General features: G+C 41.4%; 16 protein-coding genes and 1 tRNA gene. 11 read left to right on the top strand and 6 right to left on the bottom strand.

The features are described 5' to 3' along the window. Window positions 1-16: 16 nt before the first annotated feature. Complete coding sequence (locus AB8P51_RS12330) at window positions 17-2,845, top strand: M16 family metallopeptidase (RefSeq protein WP_369749133.1); 2,829 nt, start codon at window positions 17-19, stop codon at window positions 2,843-2,845. A gap of 159 nt (window positions 2,846-3,004) precedes the next feature. Beyond that, window positions 3,005-3,079 (top strand) — tRNA-Val (locus AB8P51_RS12325). Between the two features lie 320 nt (window positions 3,080-3,399). Here AB8P51_RS12325 and AB8P51_RS12320 read toward each other — a convergent pair. From AB8P51_RS12320 to gldJ, 4 genes are all read right to left on the bottom strand, one after another. Further along, the gene (locus tag AB8P51_RS12320) at window positions 3,400-4,188 is read right to left on the bottom strand and encodes a hypothetical protein (RefSeq protein ID WP_369749132.1); all 789 of its coding nucleotides are present in this window, start codon (window positions 4,186-4,188) and stop codon (window positions 3,400-3,402) included. A 37-nt stretch (window positions 4,189-4,225) separates the two neighbouring features. Continuing rightward, window positions 4,226-5,500, bottom strand: a complete 1,275-nt coding sequence (gene murF / locus AB8P51_RS12315; RefSeq protein ID WP_369749131.1) for a UDP-N-acetylmuramoyl-tripeptide--D-alanyl-D-alanine ligase — start codon at window positions 5,498-5,500, stop codon at window positions 4,226-4,228. A 174-nt stretch (window positions 5,501-5,674) separates the two neighbouring features. After that, window positions 5,675-5,833, bottom strand: a complete 159-nt coding sequence (locus tag AB8P51_RS12310; protein WP_369749160.1) for a DUF6747 family protein — start codon at window positions 5,831-5,833, stop codon at window positions 5,675-5,677. Between the two features lie 558 nt (window positions 5,834-6,391). Beyond that, entirely contained in the window at window positions 6,392-8,059 is a 1,668-nt protein-coding gene (gene gldJ, locus AB8P51_RS12305) for a gliding motility lipoprotein GldJ (RefSeq protein WP_369749130.1), read from the bottom strand. 587 nt (window positions 8,060-8,646) lie between these two features. On the opposite strand from gldJ, the gene porV reads away from it, so the two are divergent. From porV to AB8P51_RS12260, 9 genes are all read left to right on the top strand, one after another. Beyond that, complete coding sequence (gene porV / locus AB8P51_RS12300; protein ID WP_369749129.1) at window positions 8,647-9,792, top strand: type IX secretion system outer membrane channel protein PorV; 1,146 nt, start codon at window positions 8,647-8,649, stop codon at window positions 9,790-9,792. Window positions 9,793-9,871: 79 nt separating this feature from the next. Then, window positions 9,872-10,357: a cytidine deaminase gene (gene cdd / locus AB8P51_RS12295; protein ID WP_369749128.1), complete on the top strand. Its 486-nt coding sequence runs from the start codon at window positions 9,872-9,874 to the stop codon at window positions 10,355-10,357. 175 nt (window positions 10,358-10,532) lie between these two features. Further along, window positions 10,533-11,531, top strand: coding sequence for a pyruvate dehydrogenase (acetyl-transferring) E1 component subunit alpha (gene pdhA / locus AB8P51_RS12290; protein WP_369749127.1), 999 nt, complete (start codon window positions 10,533-10,535; stop codon window positions 11,529-11,531). A 4-nt stretch (window positions 11,532-11,535) separates the two neighbouring features. Continuing rightward, window positions 11,536-13,194, top strand: coding sequence for a pyruvate dehydrogenase complex dihydrolipoamide acetyltransferase (locus AB8P51_RS12285; protein WP_369749126.1), 1,659 nt, complete (start codon window positions 11,536-11,538; stop codon window positions 13,192-13,194). Between the two features lie 85 nt (window positions 13,195-13,279). Continuing rightward, the gene (locus AB8P51_RS12280) at window positions 13,280-14,230 is read left to right on the top strand and encodes a M28 family peptidase (RefSeq protein WP_369749125.1); all 951 of its coding nucleotides are present in this window, start codon (window positions 13,280-13,282) and stop codon (window positions 14,228-14,230) included. Next, window positions 14,230-14,910 (top strand): SDR family NAD(P)-dependent oxidoreductase, encoded by a 681-nt coding sequence (locus AB8P51_RS12275; protein WP_369749124.1) that lies wholly within the window; start codon window positions 14,230-14,232, stop codon window positions 14,908-14,910. Before AB8P51_RS12280 ends, AB8P51_RS12275 begins: the two co-directional genes overlap by 1 nt. 150 nt (window positions 14,911-15,060) lie before the next feature. Further along, window positions 15,061-15,675, top strand: a complete 615-nt coding sequence (locus AB8P51_RS12270) for a SprT-like domain-containing protein (protein WP_369749123.1) — start codon at window positions 15,061-15,063, stop codon at window positions 15,673-15,675. Continuing rightward, the gene (locus tag AB8P51_RS12265) at window positions 15,665-16,747 is read left to right on the top strand and encodes a mannose-1-phosphate guanylyltransferase (RefSeq protein ID WP_369749122.1); all 1,083 of its coding nucleotides are present in this window, start codon (window positions 15,665-15,667) and stop codon (window positions 16,745-16,747) included. The genes AB8P51_RS12270 and AB8P51_RS12265 overlap by 11 nt, the downstream gene beginning before the upstream one ends. A 14-nt stretch (window positions 16,748-16,761) precedes the next feature. Next, window positions 16,762-18,216, top strand: a complete 1,455-nt coding sequence (locus AB8P51_RS12260; RefSeq protein WP_369749121.1) for a DUF389 domain-containing protein — start codon at window positions 16,762-16,764, stop codon at window positions 18,214-18,216. Here AB8P51_RS12260 and AB8P51_RS12255 read toward each other — a convergent pair. Both AB8P51_RS12255 and AB8P51_RS12250 read right to left on the bottom strand, forming a co-directional pair. After that, window positions 18,213-18,980 (bottom strand): ABC transporter ATP-binding protein, encoded by a 768-nt coding sequence (locus AB8P51_RS12255; RefSeq protein ID WP_369749120.1) that lies wholly within the window; start codon window positions 18,978-18,980, stop codon window positions 18,213-18,215. The genes AB8P51_RS12260 and AB8P51_RS12255 overlap by 4 nt on opposite strands. Continuing rightward, window positions 18,980-19,717: an MlaE family ABC transporter permease gene (locus AB8P51_RS12250; protein WP_369749119.1), complete on the bottom strand. Its 738-nt coding sequence runs from the start codon at window positions 19,715-19,717 to the stop codon at window positions 18,980-18,982. Before AB8P51_RS12250 ends, AB8P51_RS12255 begins: the two co-directional genes overlap by 1 nt. Window positions 19,718-19,719: the final 2 nt, after the last annotated feature.

Genomic DNA, 19,719 nt, shown 5'->3' with positions numbered 1-19,719 from the left:
ACATTAAATTTTACGCATGAAAAAATTAATTTCTCTTGGTGTTTTTGCTTTTATCGGACTAACATCACTCCTTGCTCAGACTGATGGTATAAAGACCAGCGCAATTCCGGATGACGCTATTCCGGTAGATTCTGCTGTAAAGGTCGGAAAGTTGTCAAATGGCTTAACATATTATATTCGGAATAATGGCAAACCTGAGGATAAGGTTGAATTACGTCTGGTAGTCGACGCCGGTTCTATCATGGAAACAGAACGGCAACTAGGCCTTGCACACTTTATGGAACATATGAATTTTAATGGAACCAAGAATTTCAAAAAGAATGATTTGGTAGACTACCTTCAGAGTATTGGAGTAAAATTTGGTGCAGATTTGAATGCTTATACCAGTTTTGACGAAACAGTTTACATTCTACCTATCCCAAGCGATGACCCGGAAAAATTAGAACAGGGATTTCAAATCCTGGAAGACTGGGCGCATAATACTACCTTGTCTGAAGAAGCTATAGACGGAGAAAGAGGAGTTGTGCTTGAAGAATTGCGATTACGCCTTGGGGCTCAGGAAAGGATGCAAAAAGTTACACTTCCCAAAATCATGTACGGTTCAAAATATGCAGACCGACTCCCCATTGGAACCAAGGAAAATCTGGAAAATTTCACATATGAGGATGTTAGAAATTATTATAATACCTGGTATCGACCTGATTTGATGGCAGTAATAGCAGTAGGGGATTTAGATGTTGCCACTATGGAATCAAAGATCAAAGAACACTTTTCAAAAATTGATTCTCAAAAAAATCCCTCTGAACGCGAATCATATGAGCTGCCAAATCATAAAGAAACGCTGATTGCTATTGCTTCCGATAAAGAAGCTGCTTTCAGTAGTGTTCAGGTTATTTATAAAGATCCATTTCCTGCTCCGCAGATAATTACTGTTGGTGATTATCGTGAAAGGTTGGTTAAAAACCTCTTCTCAACCCTAATCAATAATCGATTGGATGAAATCCGTAATAGTGCGAATCCGCCATTTGTCTTTGGATACTCTTATTACGGAGGCACATTTGCCAGAACTAAGAATGCGTATCAGTCTTTTGCACAGACTAGTCCTGAAGGGCAGATGGACGGACTCAAAGCAATTTTAGAAGAGAATGAAAGGGTAAAACGATTTGGATTTCAATCGGGAGAGTTTGAACGGGCTAAAAAAAGTCTGTTAGCTCGACTTGAGAAACAATATAATGACCGCGATAAATTAGAGAGCAACCGTATGGTCAATGAATACATCTATAATTATTTAAGAAATGAACCAATACCAGGAATTGCCTGGGAATTTGAAATGACTAAACGCTTGTTACCTACTATCAAATTGGAAGAGGTGGGAGTTCTTATTAATGATTTCCTGCATGACGATAACCGAGTAATTGTATTGACCGGACCCGAAAAAGAAGGCTTGAATCAGATTAAAGAGGAAGAGGTAACAACACTATTAGAGATGATCAAAACCTCCGACATTTCAGCTTATCAGGATGAAGAGGTAAGAGCTGATCTTATTGAGAAAAAGCCCATTCCCGGGACCATTTTAAAAACGGAGGCAAATCCGGAATTGGGACTGACTACACTTACTTTAAGTAATGGCGCGAAGATTACGTATAAGGTAACAGATTTCAAAAATGATGAAGTACTCTTTAGAGCATTTAGCCCTGGTGGTACCAGCTTGTATTCTGACGAGGAACTCAAGGCGACGGCTTTTGCAAATAACGGACTTTCAGAAGCGGGTATAGGAGGATTGTCCTTGACGGATTTAAGTAAGTTTATGAGTGGTAAAATAGTGAGAGTATCACCTGGTATCAGTTCTTTTAGTGAAAATTTCAACGGATCGGCAGCACCAAAAGACCTGGAAATTCTATTCCAAATGGTTCACCTCTATTTTACTTCTCTAAATAAGGATCAGGAAGCCTTCAATTCATTTATTACCAAGCAAAAAAGTTTTCTGGGTAATTTGATGGCCAATCCTCAGTTTTATTTCCAGGATCAACTGGGTAAGATTAGAAACGAGGGTAATCCCAGATACACAGGATTTCCAACGATTGAAAAAATGGATTCAGCTGATTACGACCTTGCTTATAGTAAATATCAAGAAAGATTTGCAGACGCAGGTGATTTTCACTTTTACTTTGTGGGAAACGTCGATGAGTCAAATTTAAAGGAGTACGCCACTACCTATCTTGCTTCACTTCCAGGAAAGGATAGTAATGAGCAGTATATCCCCACAAAATTCAGAAGAAAAGATGCATTTCAAAAACACGTGATTAACAGGGGAAGTGATCCAAAAAGCAACGTTAGTATTATATGGGAAGAGGTAATTCCCTATGATAAGGATACTGAAATGGCTGTCAGGGCACTGGGCGAATTATTGACAATTAAACTTGTGGAGAAGTTACGCGAAGAAGAAGGAGGAGTTTATGGGGTAGGAGCCAGAGGCAATTTGTCTAAAATTTCTTATTCTAATCTGACATTTAGTATTTCCTTTCCCTGTGGGCCTGAAAATGTTGATAAATTGATCGCCGCGGCATTAGGGGAAGTAGAAAAGATTAAAAATGAGGGTGTGAAACCGGAAGATATGGCTAAGGTGAAAGAGACTTATATGGTTAAGCACAAAGAAGATATGAAGACCAATAGATTTTGGATTGGAAATTTGGTTAAAGCAGATCAGGAAGATCGTGATCTGGAGGGAATGATGCAACTTGAGGCTAATCTCGATCAATTAACGGCTAAGGATCTACAGACTGTTGCACAAACATATTTAGATGAAAATTACTTTCTCGGTATTTTAATGCCGGAGTCTAAATAAAATTTAAGAGAAAGCTTTTTCAATAGTTTGTAGAGCAATGAGTAAACAATCTAATTCTCTGTCTGTAAAATCATAATTATTATTTGAATTCGGTCTGTCTTCTTACGTAAAAAAATTCCGATATTGCAGGCCCGTTTTAAACGGACAAATAAAAACTACGGAGTGTTAGCTCAGTTGGTTTAGAGCACCGCCTTGACAGGGCGGGGGTCGTTGGTTCGAATCCAATACACTCCACATCAAGCACTAAATCCATCCGCATTTGCGGATGGATTTTTATTTTCCCGAAACAGCACATACTCGTATGATGATGTGAAGGGAAAATAAAAAACCTTCGGCGACTGAAGTCGCCGGGATTTAGTACCATACCTTCGGCAGGCAAGTTTGCATCAGCGGACTGCCATTGGATCACGAGTCTGCCTGCCTGCCGGCAGGCGAAGCGAGTAATCCTTCACCAAAAGTAGTTTGAGATATTGGTGCGAAATGCAAAAATAACTGCGCCACGGGCGTAGGATTTTCTATCCCGCCTAAGGCGGGACAGGTTTGCATCAGCGAGATTACTGCCAAACTTCGTTCTCTAACCAGGAAGCAGCCTCTATGAGGTATTGTAAATACAGGCAAGCCTCCTGATGGGATCGTCCTTCTGCTGTGATGACGGTGATGGATGATCCCATATCCCTGCTGTCCTGGACGGCCTGAAGGGCGAGATCATAGGGGTAAAGTTCGTCCTCAGTCCCGTGAATGACACAAACCGGAATGTTGAATTTTTCATCTCCGAAATAAGCCCCTGCCATTGGTATGGCAGCACTAAAATAATTGTCGTAGCTCAAACTGTAATTCCAGGTTCCTGTTCCCCCCAGACTGTATCCGGTAACCGCCATTTTAGAGGTATCAATCGGCCAGTTTTGTCTAGCCAGATCCAGAAAAGCCAGAATCCGTTCTCTGGTTTCTTCTTCAAACCAATTCTCACCGAAACCAATTCTTGGGGAAAATATGATGTACCGTTTCTCTTTAAAAGCGGGTTCCACCAGACATCGCATAGACTCGATATAACTGTCGTAATTACCAGACCAGTGTAGATTTAGAAGAAAGGGTACTTTTTCACCGTTTTCCAGATCGGGTACAGAGATACGATACTGCCAGATAGAACCATCGGCAAGTTTAATTTCCTCATTGCGTTCTCCTGCTGCAAGTGAAATTTTTTCAAATTCCTCAAGGGTCGGAATGGAGTCCTTTTCAGCATCATCCTTATTACATCCAGCGAAAAGAAATAGAATGAATACGGCCTTTAATACCCGACGAACTTCTGATAAGGCCAATTGATTTGTTTTCGATCCAGGTTTCATACAACAGCGATTTTATCTTTTCTGTCGAATTTTCTATTTATAGCAAATCGAGTACTCTCTCCAGGGCCATACCCCGGGATCCTTTAATCAAAACGGCCCCATTTTCCAGGGGGTGTTCTCTTAAAAAGGTTGAAAAATCCTCAAAGGATCTGAAGGTTTTTCCCTTGCTATGTGTGCTGGAAAAATTTTCTCCGACAAAATATCTGTTTTCAAAGGACAAACGTTCTGCCAGATTCGCAACAGCCTGATGTTCACGGGCGGCATCATCTCCAAGTTCAAACATATCTCCCAGGAGTACAGTTTTTGGACTTGGAGTTGTTTTGTCAAAGGCCTTAAGAGCTGCTTCCATACTGGTCGGGTTGGCATTGTAGGCATCGAGGTAAATCACCAGGCCGTTTTTCTTTATAATTTGAGAACGGTTATTCTCAGGCTGATAAGCTTCTATTCCCTTTATAATTTTAGTCAGGGGAATCTTAAAATACAAACCGATGAGAATCGCTATGGCAGCGTTTGGAAAATTGTAGGCCCCGGGTAATTTCGTCTTTATTTCTGAGCCCTGTGTTTGAATTCGCACAAAAGGATCTGCCCCTAGGAATAGGATCTGATAGTCGGATGTTTTAGTCTGACTGAAACCTGTTTTATTTTCGTAATCTTCAAGTTTTTCTTTTTGAATAGGATCATCGGCATTCCAGAAAATATGAGCTTTCCGCGACATCAGATTCTGGTATAGTTCACTCTTGCCTTTAATAACTCCTTCAACACCTCCAAAACCTTCCAGGTGAGCTTTCCCGAAGTTGGTGATATAGCCGTAGTCGGGAAGTGCGAGTTGACATAAGAATTCTATCTCTTTCTGATGGTTAGCCCCCATTTCAATTACGGCGATCTCGGTATCTTTTTTAATCTCAAGCAGTGTTAAAGGGACGCCGATATGATTATTGAGATTACCGACAGTGGCAATGGTATTGAATTTTTGCGAGAGGACCGCTGAAATAAGCTCTTTGGTGGTCGTTTTTCCATTGCTTCCCGTAAGGGCAATTATAGTTGCCTCAGATTGGGTGCGATGATATGTGGCTAACCGCTGTAAGGTAGTCAGAACGTTATCTACGAGAATACAGCTTTCGTTGTGTACATACTCTTCTTCATCAATAACGGCATAGGCCGCACCTTCCTGTAAGGCTTTTGCTGCAAAGGTGTTTCCATTGAAATTAGGTCCTTTAAGGGCAAAGAAGAACCCATCTTTCTTAATCTTTCTCGAATCCGTTGATACTTCGGGATGCTTTAGAAATAGTTTGTGTAAAACCTCAATTGTCATGGTCTAAAGATAAAAAAAGCCCCGACTATTACATCGAGGCTTGCCCATTACTTACTGCTAATTAAACTAATCGAAATTTACTATGGTATTTTCAAAATATTTTATTGTAATTGATAAAAAAATAGCGCCCATTTTTCCCCCGGGCGCTATTTTATACATCCCTTGCGTTGATCCCTAATCAAATGCAAAACCTGTGGATGCCCTAAATATGAAAGCAAAAACAACTATTAAATAACTGGCCAAAAACAACCAGGATAAGATTTTTAAATACGATTTAGCGAAATGACTGCTAATACTTTTAAACGCCTCCAGGTAAAGTTCCTTCACTAACATTACATTTTTCATAACTTCTAAGATTTGGGTTCTTATGTCTTTTTTAATTCTGTTTAGTCTCGCAAATAGTCCCTACTTCTAAAAGCCTTATTGCGTTGGCCCGGTACAAGAAGGTAATTTCTTACAAAATAGTATTATAAATCGATGAAATACAAAAAATAACGATGAAATACATTAAAAATAGTATACCGTATACAAAAATGTTGGATTTTAAGAAAGCTTTACTATTAAAAAAAGGATGAATCAAAGGGGTTGAGTGCTAATATTTCCTATATAGTCATATTGATTATTCAAGTAATAACTACCAATGTCATTGTATTGCATTGAGGTAATCTATATCCCAGTTGAATAGTGGAGGGTAAATTTGTGATGTTGGTTAGCCCTTAAGGGAGTAAATCAAAAGTGTTACATCTGTTGCCCGAACGGTTTAGGCTAAACTATAAGGTTATCAGAATTATATAGTTAGTATAGGATGGTCTACGGACTACTTGTGTGCCAAAAACAAAAAAGCCCCGGCAAGATCATTGCCAGGGCTTTTGTAATGTATATTCTATTATTCTATTTCGCTTTCTTGCCGCGTACAGTTTTGTTTTTGGTTTTAGCCTTTGAACCTACACGAGACATGGCACATCGGAATCCGATATAATCAGTCGCCATATACTGTGGCAGGAATCTACGCTGAGCCGGATCTAGCCAGTATGCCCGATCTCGCCAGGAACCTCCTTTGTAAACACGAACTTCATCGTTGATTAGGGTAGTCCTCTCATTACTGGTGTCATATCCTCTGATGATGTTTCCTGTAGAATCCCTTTCCACTTTATGCTTTGGGGAATCGTACATTTTGCGCTGATTCTCCTCGTCTTCCTCATCGCTAAATCTATTGAAGAATCTTGTAGAACCCGCATCACCATCCCTGTAACCTCTGTTATCACTTTTTGAAAAGTTGGTTCTGAGATAGGTTTCTTCCTCATCAACGGGCACCATCAGGATCTCCCCTGGCAGATTTACCGCTACTACTTTACCATTTGGCAGGGTATCATAAACGATACTGTCTCTTAGTATTTCTACTTTCCCGTCTTCGCCAATTGCGGTTTTTGAATAAATATTTCCTCGGTAATAGTTAAAGTCACTTATTTCATCATCCACAATAGGTCGGTATACATCAGCTACCCATTCGGCTACATTACCTGCCATATCGTATAATCCAAGGTCGTTGGGTTTATATGACTTCACTTCAGCAGTAATATCTGCACCATCATCAGACCATCCGGCAATTCCGCCGTAATCTCCTTTTCCCTGCTTAAAGTTAGCAAGCTGATCACCCCTTCCGACTCTTTGGCCGTTTCGGGTATATTCCCCTTCCCAGGGATATTTTTTTCTTCCTCTGTAGTTATTGTACTCCCTGCTTCCCTGTAAGGCAGCAGCTGCGTATTCCCATTCTGTTTCGGTGGGAAGGCGGTATTCCGGACTTATAATTCCGCTACTTCGCTTTGCAAAAGTAGAGACGGAGTCCTTTTTCTTATTTCCCTGAAGGGAATCAATCTGTCCGTTATAAACAGACTCAGGCCTGTTGAGATATGCCTCGGTACTAAATGTTCCTGCAACCTCACCGGTTACGGCCTGGTATTTGGCATCTTTGGCAAGAAATCCTTCTCGCTCCAGGACCGCTTCATTGACACGGTCTGTTCTCCATTCGGCAAACTGAGTAGCCTGTATCCAGTTTACACCTACTACAGGATATTCTGCATAAGCTGGGTGACGCAGGTAGTTGTTGGTCATCGTCTCATTGAAACCCAATCGGTTACGCCAAACCAGGGTGTCCGGAAGGGCACCTTTATAGATATTGGCATATTTTGGGTTTTCAGGAGGATATACACTTTTCAGATAGTCGAGATACTCCAAATACATAACATTGGTTACCTCGGTTTCATCCATATAAAATGACTGAACGTGTTGCTGTGTAGGGGTGTTATTCCAGTCGTGCATCACATCATCCTGAACTTTACCTTTGGTGAAGGTTCCCCCTTCAATAAAGACAAGTCCGGGTGCTGTTTCCTGCTCTTTAAAATCCGAGTTGTATTGAAAACCTCCTTCTTTGGCATTGATCTTCCAACCAGTGGCCCTTGATACATTTTTAGAACTAGAAGATTTTTTACAGCTGGTCACTGTAAATCCTGCTACTAGGACGGTGCAAGAGAGTACAACTTTGATAAATTGTTTTTTCATCTGTTGATCTTTGATTTAATAGTTTTTCAGATTCGGAGAGAATGAACTTTGTGCCGATGAATGCGTTCTTTCGTCAGAATCTGTTCCTTTCAGGACTTCCTTTGCTTTAGTCTGTTCAAACTCTTGAAAAGACACGGTTTAATGATTAAATTTTACTTTCGGCTACTTAAACGATGTTTTACTTATAATATTTTATTGCTCTGTAATTTCTTAAGGCCTGTTCACCGTATAATCTGGCCAACATTACAAATTCATAACGGAACAAATATCATTATAGTATGGAACGCCGTTTTTCTTTCTTGTTTGATGTTAAAAAAATAATAGGTTCTGCTGGCTAAGGCTATATCTTGCGGATGCATATCGACGAACAACCTTTTGTTTTCGAAGGGAGAAGGGCAAATTTAGCAGGGTTTTGTACAAGATATTCTCAAATTGGCCGTTTACCAGATGTATAATTAACAAAATTCTGTAGTGAACCTGAGGGCAAAGTAATTTACGGAAGGATAATTGTCCTGTTTTTCCATGGCCGTTTTACCATTTCAATGCAGATTCAGGAAAATATATTAGTTCATTTAAGTGTGAAAAATATGAGAAAATTAACGGGATTGATTCTTTTATTATGTGCCGGTAACCTTCTGGCACAACAAGAAAGGGTAATCACAACAGCGGTACCTTTTTTGACTATTGCCGCTGATGCACGCGCTGCGGGGATGGGAGATATGGGTGTTGCTACATCTACAGATGCCTTTTCCCAGCAATGGAACCCTGCAAAATTTGCCTTTGCAGAAAGAAAAATGGGAATAGGTGTGAGTTATACACCCTATCTGGAAAGCATTATTACAGATATTTCCTTGTTGAATGGTAGTTTCTATAACAAAATCAATGATCGAAGTGCTTTTGCATTTAGTCTTCGCTATTTTACTCTTGGTGAAATTGAATTAAGACAATTTGCTAATGATCCGGGAACACTGGCAAAACCCAACGAGCTTGCCCTCGATGGTTCGTATTCTCTGAAATTGAGCGAACAATTTTCGATGGCCGTTGCAGGTCGGTTTATACGATCCAACCTGAGATTACCCGAAATCAGTAATGTTGATTCTCAGGCCGCCAGCTCCTTTGCAGTAGACGTAGCCGGTTACTTCAGATCTAACGAAATTGCATTTTCCAGTTTTAACGGACGATGGAGAGCTGGATTTAATATCTCCAATCTCGGGGGTAAAATACAATACGATGAGGGAGGACAGGAAAACTTTTTACCTACCAACCTGAGATTTGGTGGTGGGTTCGATTTTATCCTGGACGAGGACAATGTTCTCGCCATTACTACCGAGTTTAATAAATTGCTTGTGCCTACTCCCCGGGATTTTGACGGAGATGGGGATGTCGATTCTGAAGACAATGATGAATATCAGCAGATAGGTTTTCTTAAAGGGGTTTTTGAATCCTTTGGTGATGCCCCCGATGGAATGAGTGAAGAATTTCAGGAGATAACCTGGGCGCTGGGTGCAGAATATTCCTTTCAGCAGTCCTTTATGGTACGTACTGGATACTTTAACGAAAGCGAGAATAAAGGTTCTAGAAAATTCTTTTCCCTGGGTGCCGGATTTAAATTCAAGGCAGCACAAATAGATCTATCATATTTGTTTTCTTCTTCTCAGGTGAGAAATCCGCTTGAAAATACGCTGCGTTTTTCACTGACCTTTAACCTGGGTGAAGAATTTATCAACAATTAAATGATATCACTAAGAAGATAAAACCTGCCTCTGAGCAGGTTTTTTTATTTTCGGGTTTAGAGTAATCGTATATTTAGGTATGAAAAAACAAACCCATTCCTTTGATCTTACTATTTTTAATTCCATCGCTGAACTATCAGCTGAAGATGCAGCTTTGATCGAACAGGCACAAAGGGCACGAGAAGATGCGTATGCACCTTACTCAGCTTTTAAAGTGGGGGCCGCAGTTTTACTCCAAAACGGACAAGTTGTTATAGGGAATAATCAGGAAAATGCCTCATTTCCCTCTGGCTTATGTGCCGAGCGCGTAGCTGTTTTTCAGGCGGGTGCACAATATCCCGACATTCCCATTCTGAAAGTAGCCATCGTCGCCGGATCGGTAAAAAACTCGTCCAGTAAGCCGGCTGCTCCATGTGGCAACTGCCGACAGTCTATTTTTGAATACGAAAAAAGATATGAACAGCCCATTGAATTGCTTTTGATGGGCACCAATGGAGAAGTGTATAAATGTTCTTCTATTAAAGATATCTTACCCCTGGCATTTGGTAGTGATTTCCTCGATTAATCAGAAGAGAAAGAAGAAGAAAAATCATTGATTTGATCGACGAATCAAGGCCCTGTAAGCTTTTTTCTCAATTCTTTTTCACTATGAATATAATGTGTATTTTTGTTTTTCTGTGAATATCTTGAAGAGAGAATACCAGCCGAAGGCACTGTCAACCGAATAAACTACAATTTAAATGAAAAAAATTACCAAAGAGGTCTATCTAAAGTGGTATGAGGACATGTTGTTTTGGCGCAAGTTTGAAGACAAACTCGCCGCAGTCTATATACAACAAAAAGTACGTGGGTTTCTTCACTTGTACAATGGACAGGAAGCCGTGTTAGCAGGTGCCTTGCACGCTATGGATCTTTCTAAGGACAGGATGATCACAGCCTACAGAAATCACGTCCAGCCTATTGGTATGGGAGTTGACCCAAAAAAGGTGATGGCAGAATTATACGGAAAGGTCACAGGGACTTCTAAAGGAATGGGTGGCTCAATGCATATATTTTCCAAGGAACATAGATTCTATGGTGGACACGGAATTGTAGGAGGACAAATCCCATTAGGTGCCGGATTGGCTTTTGCCGATAAGTACTTTAAAAGAGATGCAGTTACGCTTTGTTATATGGGAGATGGAGCGGTTAGGCAAGGGTCGCTGCACGAATCTTTCAACCTGGCCATGTTATGGAACTTACCCGTGGTGTTTATCTGTGAGAATAATGGATATGCTATGGGGACCTCAGTTGCGCGTACTTCCCATTCTACGGAAATTTGGAAACTGGGCCTTGGTTATGAAATGCCATGCGGACCTGTAGACGGAATGGACCCCGTTACTGTTGCAGAGGAAATGAGTAAGGCTATAGAACGGGCAAGGAGCGGGGGAGGACCCACTTTTCTCGAAATGAAGACCTACAGATACAGAGGTCATTCGATGTCAGATGCCCAGCACTACAGGACGAAAGAAGAAGTTGAAGAATACAAGAAAATCGACCCAATTACTCAGGTTCTGGAAGTTATCAAGGACAAGAAATACGCAACAGAAGACGAAATAAAAGAGATAGACAGCAGAGTGAAAAACATGGTGAAGGAGTGCGAAAAATTCGCAGAAGAATCGGATTATCCTCCGACGAATCAACTTTACGACATGGTTTACGAACAGGAAGACTATCCGTTTATTGAACACAAATCATAATTAAATGGCAGAGATCATAAACATGCCAAGGCTTAGCGATACCATGGAGGAAGGTACCGTAGCTAAATGGCTGAAGAAGGTGGGAGATAAGATTGAAGAAGGAGATATTCTCGCCGAAATCGAAACCGATAAAGCTACAATGGAGTTTGAGTCTTTTCACGAAGGCACGCTTCTCCATATAGGCATTGCTGAGGGAGATAGTGCTCCGGTTGATTCGCTACTTGCCATTATTGGGGAAGAAGGAGAAGATATTTCTGCCTTGCTCGATGGAGGGACTCAGGAATCGGAAGCTTCTGAAAAGGCTCCGGAAACTTCAGGCTCACCCTCAAGTCAGGACACTGCTAAAGAGTCCAACGTCCCGGCATCATCCGGCGAAATCCCCGAAGGTGTTGAGGTTGTAAAGATGCCCAGGCTAAGTGATACTATGGAAGAAGGAACCGTAGCTACCTGGTTAAAAAAAGTTGGAGATGATGTGGAGGAAGGTGATATCCTTGCGGAAATTGAGACGGATAAGGCTACCATGGAATTTGAGTCATTTTATTCCGGAACCCTTTTGTACATAGGAATTAAAGAAGGGGAGTCGGCCCCTGTTGATGATATTCTCGCGATTATCGGACCACAAGGCACCGATGTGGATGCAGTCTTGAATCAGACAACTTCCGGCGCTCAGCCCGATGCTTCCGCAAGTCAGGAAGTTGAAAAATCGGAATCCCAGAGTCAGGAAACAGACAGTGCAGAATCACCTGCTCCAGCCGTAACCCAGGACGGACAACGAATATTTGTTTCTCCCCTGGCAAGAAAAATGGCTGAAGAAAAAGGTATCGATCTCAAGGTGGTAAAAGGAACTGGAGACCAGGGACGAATAGTAAAACGAGATATTGAGAATTTCAGCCCTGAGGCTGCGAAAACAGTAGCAACTCCTGCAGAGGTCAGTTCGCCTCAGGCAGCAGCTCAACAACCTGTCATTCTTCCCGTCGGAGAAGAAGGATCAGAGGAAACGAAGAATTCTCAGATGAGGAAGGTAATCGCTAAAAGACTAAGCGAATCGAAGTTTACCGCACCACATTACTACCTTACCATAGAAGTGGATATGGCAAATGCGGCTAAATCGAGAACACATATCAATGAACTTCCTGATACCAAGGTCTCATTTAATGACCTTGTTGTGAAAGCATGTGCAATGGCCTTACAGAAACACCCACAGGTGAATACCAGCTGGAATGGAGATACAACACGTTACAACAAACACATTCACGTAGGTGTGGCAGTGGCTGTTGAAGACGGGCTCGTTGTACCTGTTCTGAAGTTTGCAGACCAGATGAGCCTAACACAGATCGGGGCGGCCGTTAAAGACCTGGCCGGAAGGGCACGTATAAAGAAATTAACTCCGGCCGAGATGGAAGGAAGTACCTTTACGGTTTCCAATCTTGGGATGTTCGGTATCCTCGAATTTACTTCTATTATCAATCAGCCTAACAGCGCTATTTTATCGGTAGGGGCTATTGTAGAAAAACCGGTGGTGAGAAATGGAGAAATTGTCGTGGGCAAAACAATGAAACTAACACTAGCCTGTGATCACAGAACAGTGGATGGGGCTACCGGAGCTCAATTTCTTCAGACTCTCAGGGTATATATGGAAAATCCCGTAACTATGCTGGCCTGATGAAGTTGGTCAACAATAAATGAACCGTAAAAAAAGCATTCAACTAAGGCCTGAATGCTTTTTTTATAAACCTAAATTAATATAAATGCACAGAATTTATTTCCTACTTTTTTTGGGCTTATTGCTAGGAGCATGCAAGACTACCAAAAAAACAGCAATCGATGTAGCTAATTTCTCTTCCTCCCTACAGATGGAAGCTCATATGAAGTATCTCGCTTCTGATGAATTAAAAGGGAGGGATACAGGCTCAGATGGTATAGAACTTGCTGCCGGTTTTATAATGGACTTTTTAAAAGCGCAGGACATTGAACCTTATTTCGAGTCCTACCAGGACACTTTGGACAATTATACTCCAGTGGCCTACAATATTGTTGGTGTTATCCCTGGAAATGATCCCGAATTAAGAAAGGAATTTGTACTAATCGGAGCTCACTACGATCACATTGGAATGGGCAAGGTTAAGCTGGGCGACTCCATAGCTAACGGAGCTAATGATAATGCAAGTGGTACTTCTACCGTGCTTGAACTGGCTAGGTACTTCGCCAAAGCGAAAACTAATAAACGAAGCCTTTTATTTGCATGGTTTACTGCAGAAGAGAAAGGCCTCAAAGGGTCAGATCATCTGGCTAAAAAAATGAAAGCTGAAGGAGTAGACCTCTATACCGTATTGAATTACGAGATGACCGGAGTTCCCATGGTGGGAAAGGACCACCTTGTATACGTCAGTGGGTACAACAAATCAAATATTGCCGAGATTAGCAATTCCTATGCAGGTGAAAAGGTCGTAGGATTTCTCCCTACTGCAGAGGAGTTTAATCTTTTTATGCGCTCAGATAACTATCCTTTTTACAAAGCCTTTCAGATCCCGGCCCACACTTTTGCGACCTTTGATTTTACAAATTTTGACCATTATCATCAAGTAGGGGACGAGGCAGATCTGATGGATTTTGCTCATATGGCCAGGGTGGTAAATAAAATGATTCCAGCAATTGAAGGAATAGTCAATGCAGCGAACAAAGAAATAATTCTGAAGTAATGGCAAATGTAATTATTACTGGGTGCAGCCGAGGGATCGGGTACCAGCTGGCTCAATTGTTTACAGCCGCCGGACACGAGGTCCTGGCGCTATCCAGGAATGAAGAACCAATTAAAGATCTGAACATCAGTAACTTGCATTGCTTTTCATTTGATATTTCAAAAGAAGATTCCCTTGCAAATGTCAGCGATTTTATCAATAAACACTGGAAGGAGGTTGATATTTTAATCAATAACGCAGGCATGCTTGTGAACCAGCCGTTTTTGGAGACTACTACCGAAATGTTCGAGGAAGTATATAAAGTAAATGTATTTGGTGTTGCTGCGCTAACAAGGACGGTTTTGCCATTTATGACTGCAGAGGGGCACGTGTTAACCATAAGTTCCATGGGAGGAGTTCAGGGAAGTGCTAAATTCCCCGGCCTGTCTGCCTATAGTTCCAGCAAAGGGGCTGTGATTACGCTAACTGAATTACTGGCAGAAGAGTTTAAAGAAACCGGCCCTTCATTTAATGTTCTGGCACTGGGTGCAGTTCAGACCGAGATGCTGGAAGAGGCATTTCCGGGATATCAGGCACCCCTCAACGCTACTGAGATGGCCGCTTATATAATGGACTTTGCACTAAACGGTCATTCATACTACAATGGCAAACTCCTGCAGGTTAGTAATTCCACTCCCTGAGAAAAGGCATTTCAAAACTATTAATGGTGATAACGTTTGGTATGAATGTCATTGCGGTTTACCAGATTGACTTTTATCATTTGGCTAAGTTTTCACTTTTAATTTTCCTTATAAAGAACAACTAATTTCAGAACCTTTATTTTTGTCATAATGGATTCTGTTTTACAAAAGTATTTGCCGGAGCATGCTGTAGGTCCCTGCTTTGAATTGATCAGGACGTATTCTGTGAATCTTAAAGTGGTAAATGAAAGGGTGACACGGCATGGAGATTACCGCTTGCTGCCCGATGGCAGTCATCAGATAACAGTAAATGCAAACCTAAACCCGTATCGTTTTCTCATTACATTGGTTCATGAGATAGCTCACCTGGTTGCCTTTGAAAACTATGGAAGACGGATTAAACCACATGGGAAGGAATGGAAATATTCATTTCAGCAACTGATGCTCCCTTTTTTAAGGCCTCAGATTTTTCCGTCGACACTTTTGCCCCTTCTGGCGAATCATTTCCGGAATCCAAAGGCCAGTAGCACTACGGATGCTAATTTGTCTATTGCTTTGAAGCAATTTGATCCCCCGGGCGAAGAATCGTTATTATATGAGCTTCCTCCGGGCAGCATCTTTCTGATAAAAAATGGTCGTACCTTTAAAAAGGGTCAGCGAAAGATAAAAAGATATCAATGTATGGAAGTGAAATCAGGCCGTATGTACCTGTTTCAACCCAATGCTGAAGTAAGAATAGTTAATGAAAAAACTTATGAAAAATAAAAACTACTATGCCGTTTTAATGGCCGGGGGCGTCGGATCCCGATTCTGGCCTGTGAGTACTACGGAAAACCCAAAACAATTCCACGATATGCTGGGAACAGGGGATACCCTAATACAGCGAACGTTTAAACGCCTTAATACTTTTGTCCCGACGGAGAATATCTTAATTCTAACCAATGAAAGATACAACGATCTGGTGCTGGAGCAATTGCCACAGATCGAACCCGGACAAGTTGTTCTGGAACCTGCCATGCGAAATACAGCCCCCTGTATTCTCTACGCTGCGCTCAAGATCCAGAAAATGAACCCGGATGGGGTGATGATCGTTGCACCCAGTGATCACTGGATCGAAAATGAAGAAGCCTTTGCCATGGATGTAACACGATGTTTTCAGATCTGTGAAACTGAAGAAGCACTTTGTACACTGGGAATCAAACCTTCATTTCCCAATACAGGTTTTGGATATATCGAATACGATAAACAAAGTACGGATGATTTAAAGCCGGTAGCACAGTTCAGGGAAAAGCCAGACTACCAAACTGCAAAGTCTTTCCTTGAGCAGGGAAATTTTTTGTGGAATGCAGGTATTTTTATGTGGAGTGTAAAGACCATAATTAAGGCTTTTCAAAAATACCAGCCTGAACAGTACCAGCTTTTTGAAAAGGGGATTCCATCTTACAATACGGAAAAGGAAGGTGATTTTATCAGACAACACTATTCCCAAGCAGATAATGTCTCTATAGATTATGCAATCCTCGAACGGTCTGACACTATTTATGTACTGCCTGCTAGTTTTGATTGGAATGACCTTGGAACCTGGGGATCCCTCTATGATAAACTGGATAAAGACTCCAATGACAATGCGGTAGTAAATGGCAAATTACTCGAGATGGAATCCAGAGGGAACATGGTTCGTTTGCCCAAAGGTAAAATTGCTGTAATTGACGGCTTAGAAGACTTTATTATTGTAGATAAGGAAGATGTACTGTTGATTGTTCCCAAGGCAAAGGAACAGGATATAAAGGCAATTGTTTCAAAAACAAAGGCTACATTTGGTGAGCAATATACTTAAGGATAGACTCAATTATGAATACAGGGAATGATCCCAATAATGATAAGGATCTAGAGGGAGCTGAGGAAGTAAAAAGGGAGATCAAGGGTGCGCTTGGATCTACCAGACAATTCCTTAGAGAGCTTTTAGATATTCGGAAAAATACGGATAGGGAAAATACCAAAGAAGCCATTATCGCCGATATCCCCTTTAAAGGGCATACCGCCTGGATTCTGGTCTGTTCCATTTTTATTGCCTCCATTGGCTTAAATGCCAATTCAACTGCAGTAGTCATAGGGGCCATGCTTATTAGTCCGCTTATGGGGCCAATCCTGGGTATTGGCTTGTCTTTGGCCGTTAATGACATTGATACCCTTAAGCGCGCATTGCGAAATTTTACAGTGATGGTGGTTCTGAGTGTATTAACCGCCTATCTCTTTTTCGAGTTTTTTCCCCTTAGGGACGAATCATCAGAACTACTCGCCCGTACAAAACCGGATATCAGGGATGTACTGATTGCATTTTTTGGCGGACTGGCCCTTGTCATAGCCCGGGCAAAGAAAGGAACAGTTGCCAGTGTCATTTTTGGAGTAGCTATTGCCACTGCACTTATGCCACCCTTATGTACGGTCGGATTTGGCCTGGCTATCGGAAATTTTGCGTTCGCCGGAGGGGCGATGTATCTTTTTATGATCAATACGATCTTTATAGGCCTGGCGACTTTTCTCGTACTTAAGCTGCTGCGGTTTCCCATGGTGAAATATGCAAATTCTACAAAAAGACGTTTTATTGCGCGAATTGCTTCTCTTGTGGCAATCCTGGTCATGATTCCCGCAGGTTTCACCTTTTACAATGTATTTCAGGAATCCCGGTTTATGAATCAGGCTAATGATTTGATACACAATACAATTGACCTGTATCAATTTAAAAACAGAGGTCGGTTTATGAATAATCTTACCGAAATCGATTATAACCCCAATGGAATTTCTACTATTGAACTGGTTACTATGGGCGACGAATCCATTCCGGAAAATGTGATTGCCACCTGGGAAAATCAAATGGCATCATATTCCAAATTGCAGAATACAGAACTAAAAATTCTTCAGGGAGGACAGGATGATTCTGATCAGATGTTAAACTATGTCAATGAACTCTACGAAGCCAAAAAATCTGAGTTACTCAGCAAAGATGAACGAATTAGACTCCTGGAACAGGAACTGACGGAGTTGAGTAGTTTTGCCAGGAAACAGATTCCCTTCACAGATATAAGCGCCGAAGCTCAAAGTCAGTACGACAATCTTGAAAAATTGTCTTTTTCCTATATGATCACCACCGATTTTAAGTCGCTCGACACCATTCCCGTCTTTGAGGTAAAATGGAAGGAAGGTATTCAAATAGACCAGCTCAATACAGATTTGAAGAAGTTAAATGAATGGCTAAAGATCAGGTTAAAAGACACAAAAGTGCAGGTTAAGGTAAGCCCGGATTAATTGCGCTCTTCAATATACATTTGCCTCACTTTTTTAAAGAGTTCTGAGGAGTAAACAAAATTTGTCACTGCAGCGTTATCGGTTTTAAAGATCTCCTTGTTAGAGCCTTCCCATTCTTTAAATCCGTCTTTCAGGAAAATAATTTTTTCTCCGATCTCCATTACCGAATTCATGTCGTGACTATTGATCACTGTAGTGATATCGTACTCCTGGGTAATTTCCTGGATGAGGTTATCAATTAAGATAGCCGTTTTAGGATCGAGACCCGAATTGGGTTCATCACAAAACAGGTACTTTGGATTCATCACAATGGCCCTGGCAATGGCAACCCTTTTCTTCATTCCTCCGGAAATCTCTGAAGGGTATTTGTGATTGGCGTCGATAAGGTTCACTCTTTTAAGTACAAAGTTGACCCGGTCTAACATTTCAGATTTCGATTGTTTTGTAAACATATCCAACGGAAACATAACATTCCCTTCTACAGTCATGGAATCGAATAATGCACTTCCCTGAAAGACCATCCCCATTTCCTGCCTGAGATCACTTCGTTCCCTTGGTTCCAATTCTGAATAGATCCTGCCGTCATAACTAATGGTACCTTCATCGGGTGTGAAGAGACCCAGCAAGCATTTGATAAATACCGTTTTCCCCGAACCACTCTGCCCGATAATCAGATTTGTCTTTCCTTTTTCAAAAGAAGTGCTGATCCCTTTCAGGACATGACTCTCGCCAAACGACTTGTGTAAATTGTGTACTTCTATCATCAGCCTAATAACAATTGAGTGAGGATATAATTCAAAATGATAATCACAACACTGGTCCAGACAAAAGCCGTGGTACTCGCTTTCCCAACCTCAAGGGCTCCTCCTTTCATAAAGTACCCGTGGTAGGATGGGACTGTCGCAATGATAAATGCAAACACAACCGATTTAATAAAGGAATAGGTGACATGAAAAGGGATAAAATCGAGTTGCAGACCTTCTACAAAATCGGCGCTGGAGCTAAAACCTCCAAAAACCCCTGCAATCCATCCTCCGAAGATTCCAATATACATCGCAATGGCCACCACAAAAGGATAAAAGAACATTGCGATGATCTTGGGAAATACCAGGTAATTCAGGGAATTGACACCCATAACTTCCAGTGCATCAATTTGTTCTGTAACCCGCATGGTTCCTATGCTTGAGGTAATATATGAACCCACTTTCCCGGCCATGATGATCGAGGTAAATGTAGGGGCAAATTCGAGGATCACGGACTGCCTGGTAGCAAACCCTATCAGATTACGAGGAATCAGAGGATTGCTGATGTTCAGGGCAGTTTGTATAGCGACAACCCCGCCGATAAAGAAGGAAATAAAAATGATAATTCCCATGGAACCGTAAATGAGCTCATCAATTTCCTTTAAGATCAAAGATTTCATGATGGGCCATTTGGTAGGTTTCCTGAAAACATCACGGATCATGATGGAATAACTACCAATAGAGGTTACATAATTCATTG

This window comes from Muriicola sp. SD30 (genome assembly GCF_041205185.1).
Taxonomy (GTDB): Bacteria; Bacteroidota; Bacteroidia; order Flavobacteriales; family Flavobacteriaceae; genus Muriicola.
This window is presented reverse-complemented; position numbering and strand designations above follow the sequence as displayed.

Coding starts and splice junctions, on each gene's coding strand:
- murF (WP_369749131.1), bottom strand. CDS start 5,500: ATGACAATTGAGGTTTTACACAAACTATTTCTAAAGCATCCCGAAGTA.
- pdhA (WP_369749127.1), top strand. CDS start 10,533: ATGAAAAAAATTACCAAAGAGGTCTATCTAAAGTGGTATGAGGACATG.
- AB8P51_RS12275 (WP_369749124.1), top strand. CDS start 14,230: ATGGCAAATGTAATTATTACTGGGTGCAGCCGAGGGATCGGGTACCAG.
- AB8P51_RS12310 (WP_369749160.1), bottom strand. CDS start 5,833: ATGTTAGTGAAGGAACTTTACCTGGAGGCGTTTAAAAGTATTAGCAGT.
- AB8P51_RS12330 (WP_369749133.1), top strand. CDS start 17: ATGAAAAAATTAATTTCTCTTGGTGTTTTTGCTTTTATCGGACTAACA.
- cdd (WP_369749128.1), top strand. CDS start 9,872: ATGAAAAAACAAACCCATTCCTTTGATCTTACTATTTTTAATTCCATC.
- AB8P51_RS12320 (WP_369749132.1), bottom strand. CDS start 4,188: ATGAAACCTGGATCGAAAACAAATCAATTGGCCTTATCAGAAGTTCGT.
- gldJ (WP_369749130.1), bottom strand. CDS start 8,059: ATGAAAAAACAATTTATCAAAGTTGTACTCTCTTGCACCGTCCTAGTA.
- AB8P51_RS12270 (WP_369749123.1), top strand. CDS start 15,061: ATGGATTCTGTTTTACAAAAGTATTTGCCGGAGCATGCTGTAGGTCCC.
- AB8P51_RS12265 (WP_369749122.1), top strand. CDS start 15,665: ATGAAAAATAAAAACTACTATGCCGTTTTAATGGCCGGGGGCGTCGGA.
- AB8P51_RS12285 (WP_369749126.1), top strand. CDS start 11,536: ATGGCAGAGATCATAAACATGCCAAGGCTTAGCGATACCATGGAGGAA.
- AB8P51_RS12250 (WP_369749119.1), bottom strand. CDS start 19,717: ATGAATTATGTAACCTCTATTGGTAGTTATTCCATCATGATCCGTGAT.
- AB8P51_RS12260 (WP_369749121.1), top strand. CDS start 16,762: ATGAATACAGGGAATGATCCCAATAATGATAAGGATCTAGAGGGAGCT.
- AB8P51_RS12255 (WP_369749120.1), bottom strand. CDS start 18,980: ATGATAGAAGTACACAATTTACACAAGTCGTTTGGCGAGAGTCATGTC.
- AB8P51_RS12280 (WP_369749125.1), top strand. CDS start 13,280: ATGCACAGAATTTATTTCCTACTTTTTTTGGGCTTATTGCTAGGAGCA.
- porV (WP_369749129.1), top strand. CDS start 8,647: ATGAGAAAATTAACGGGATTGATTCTTTTATTATGTGCCGGTAACCTT.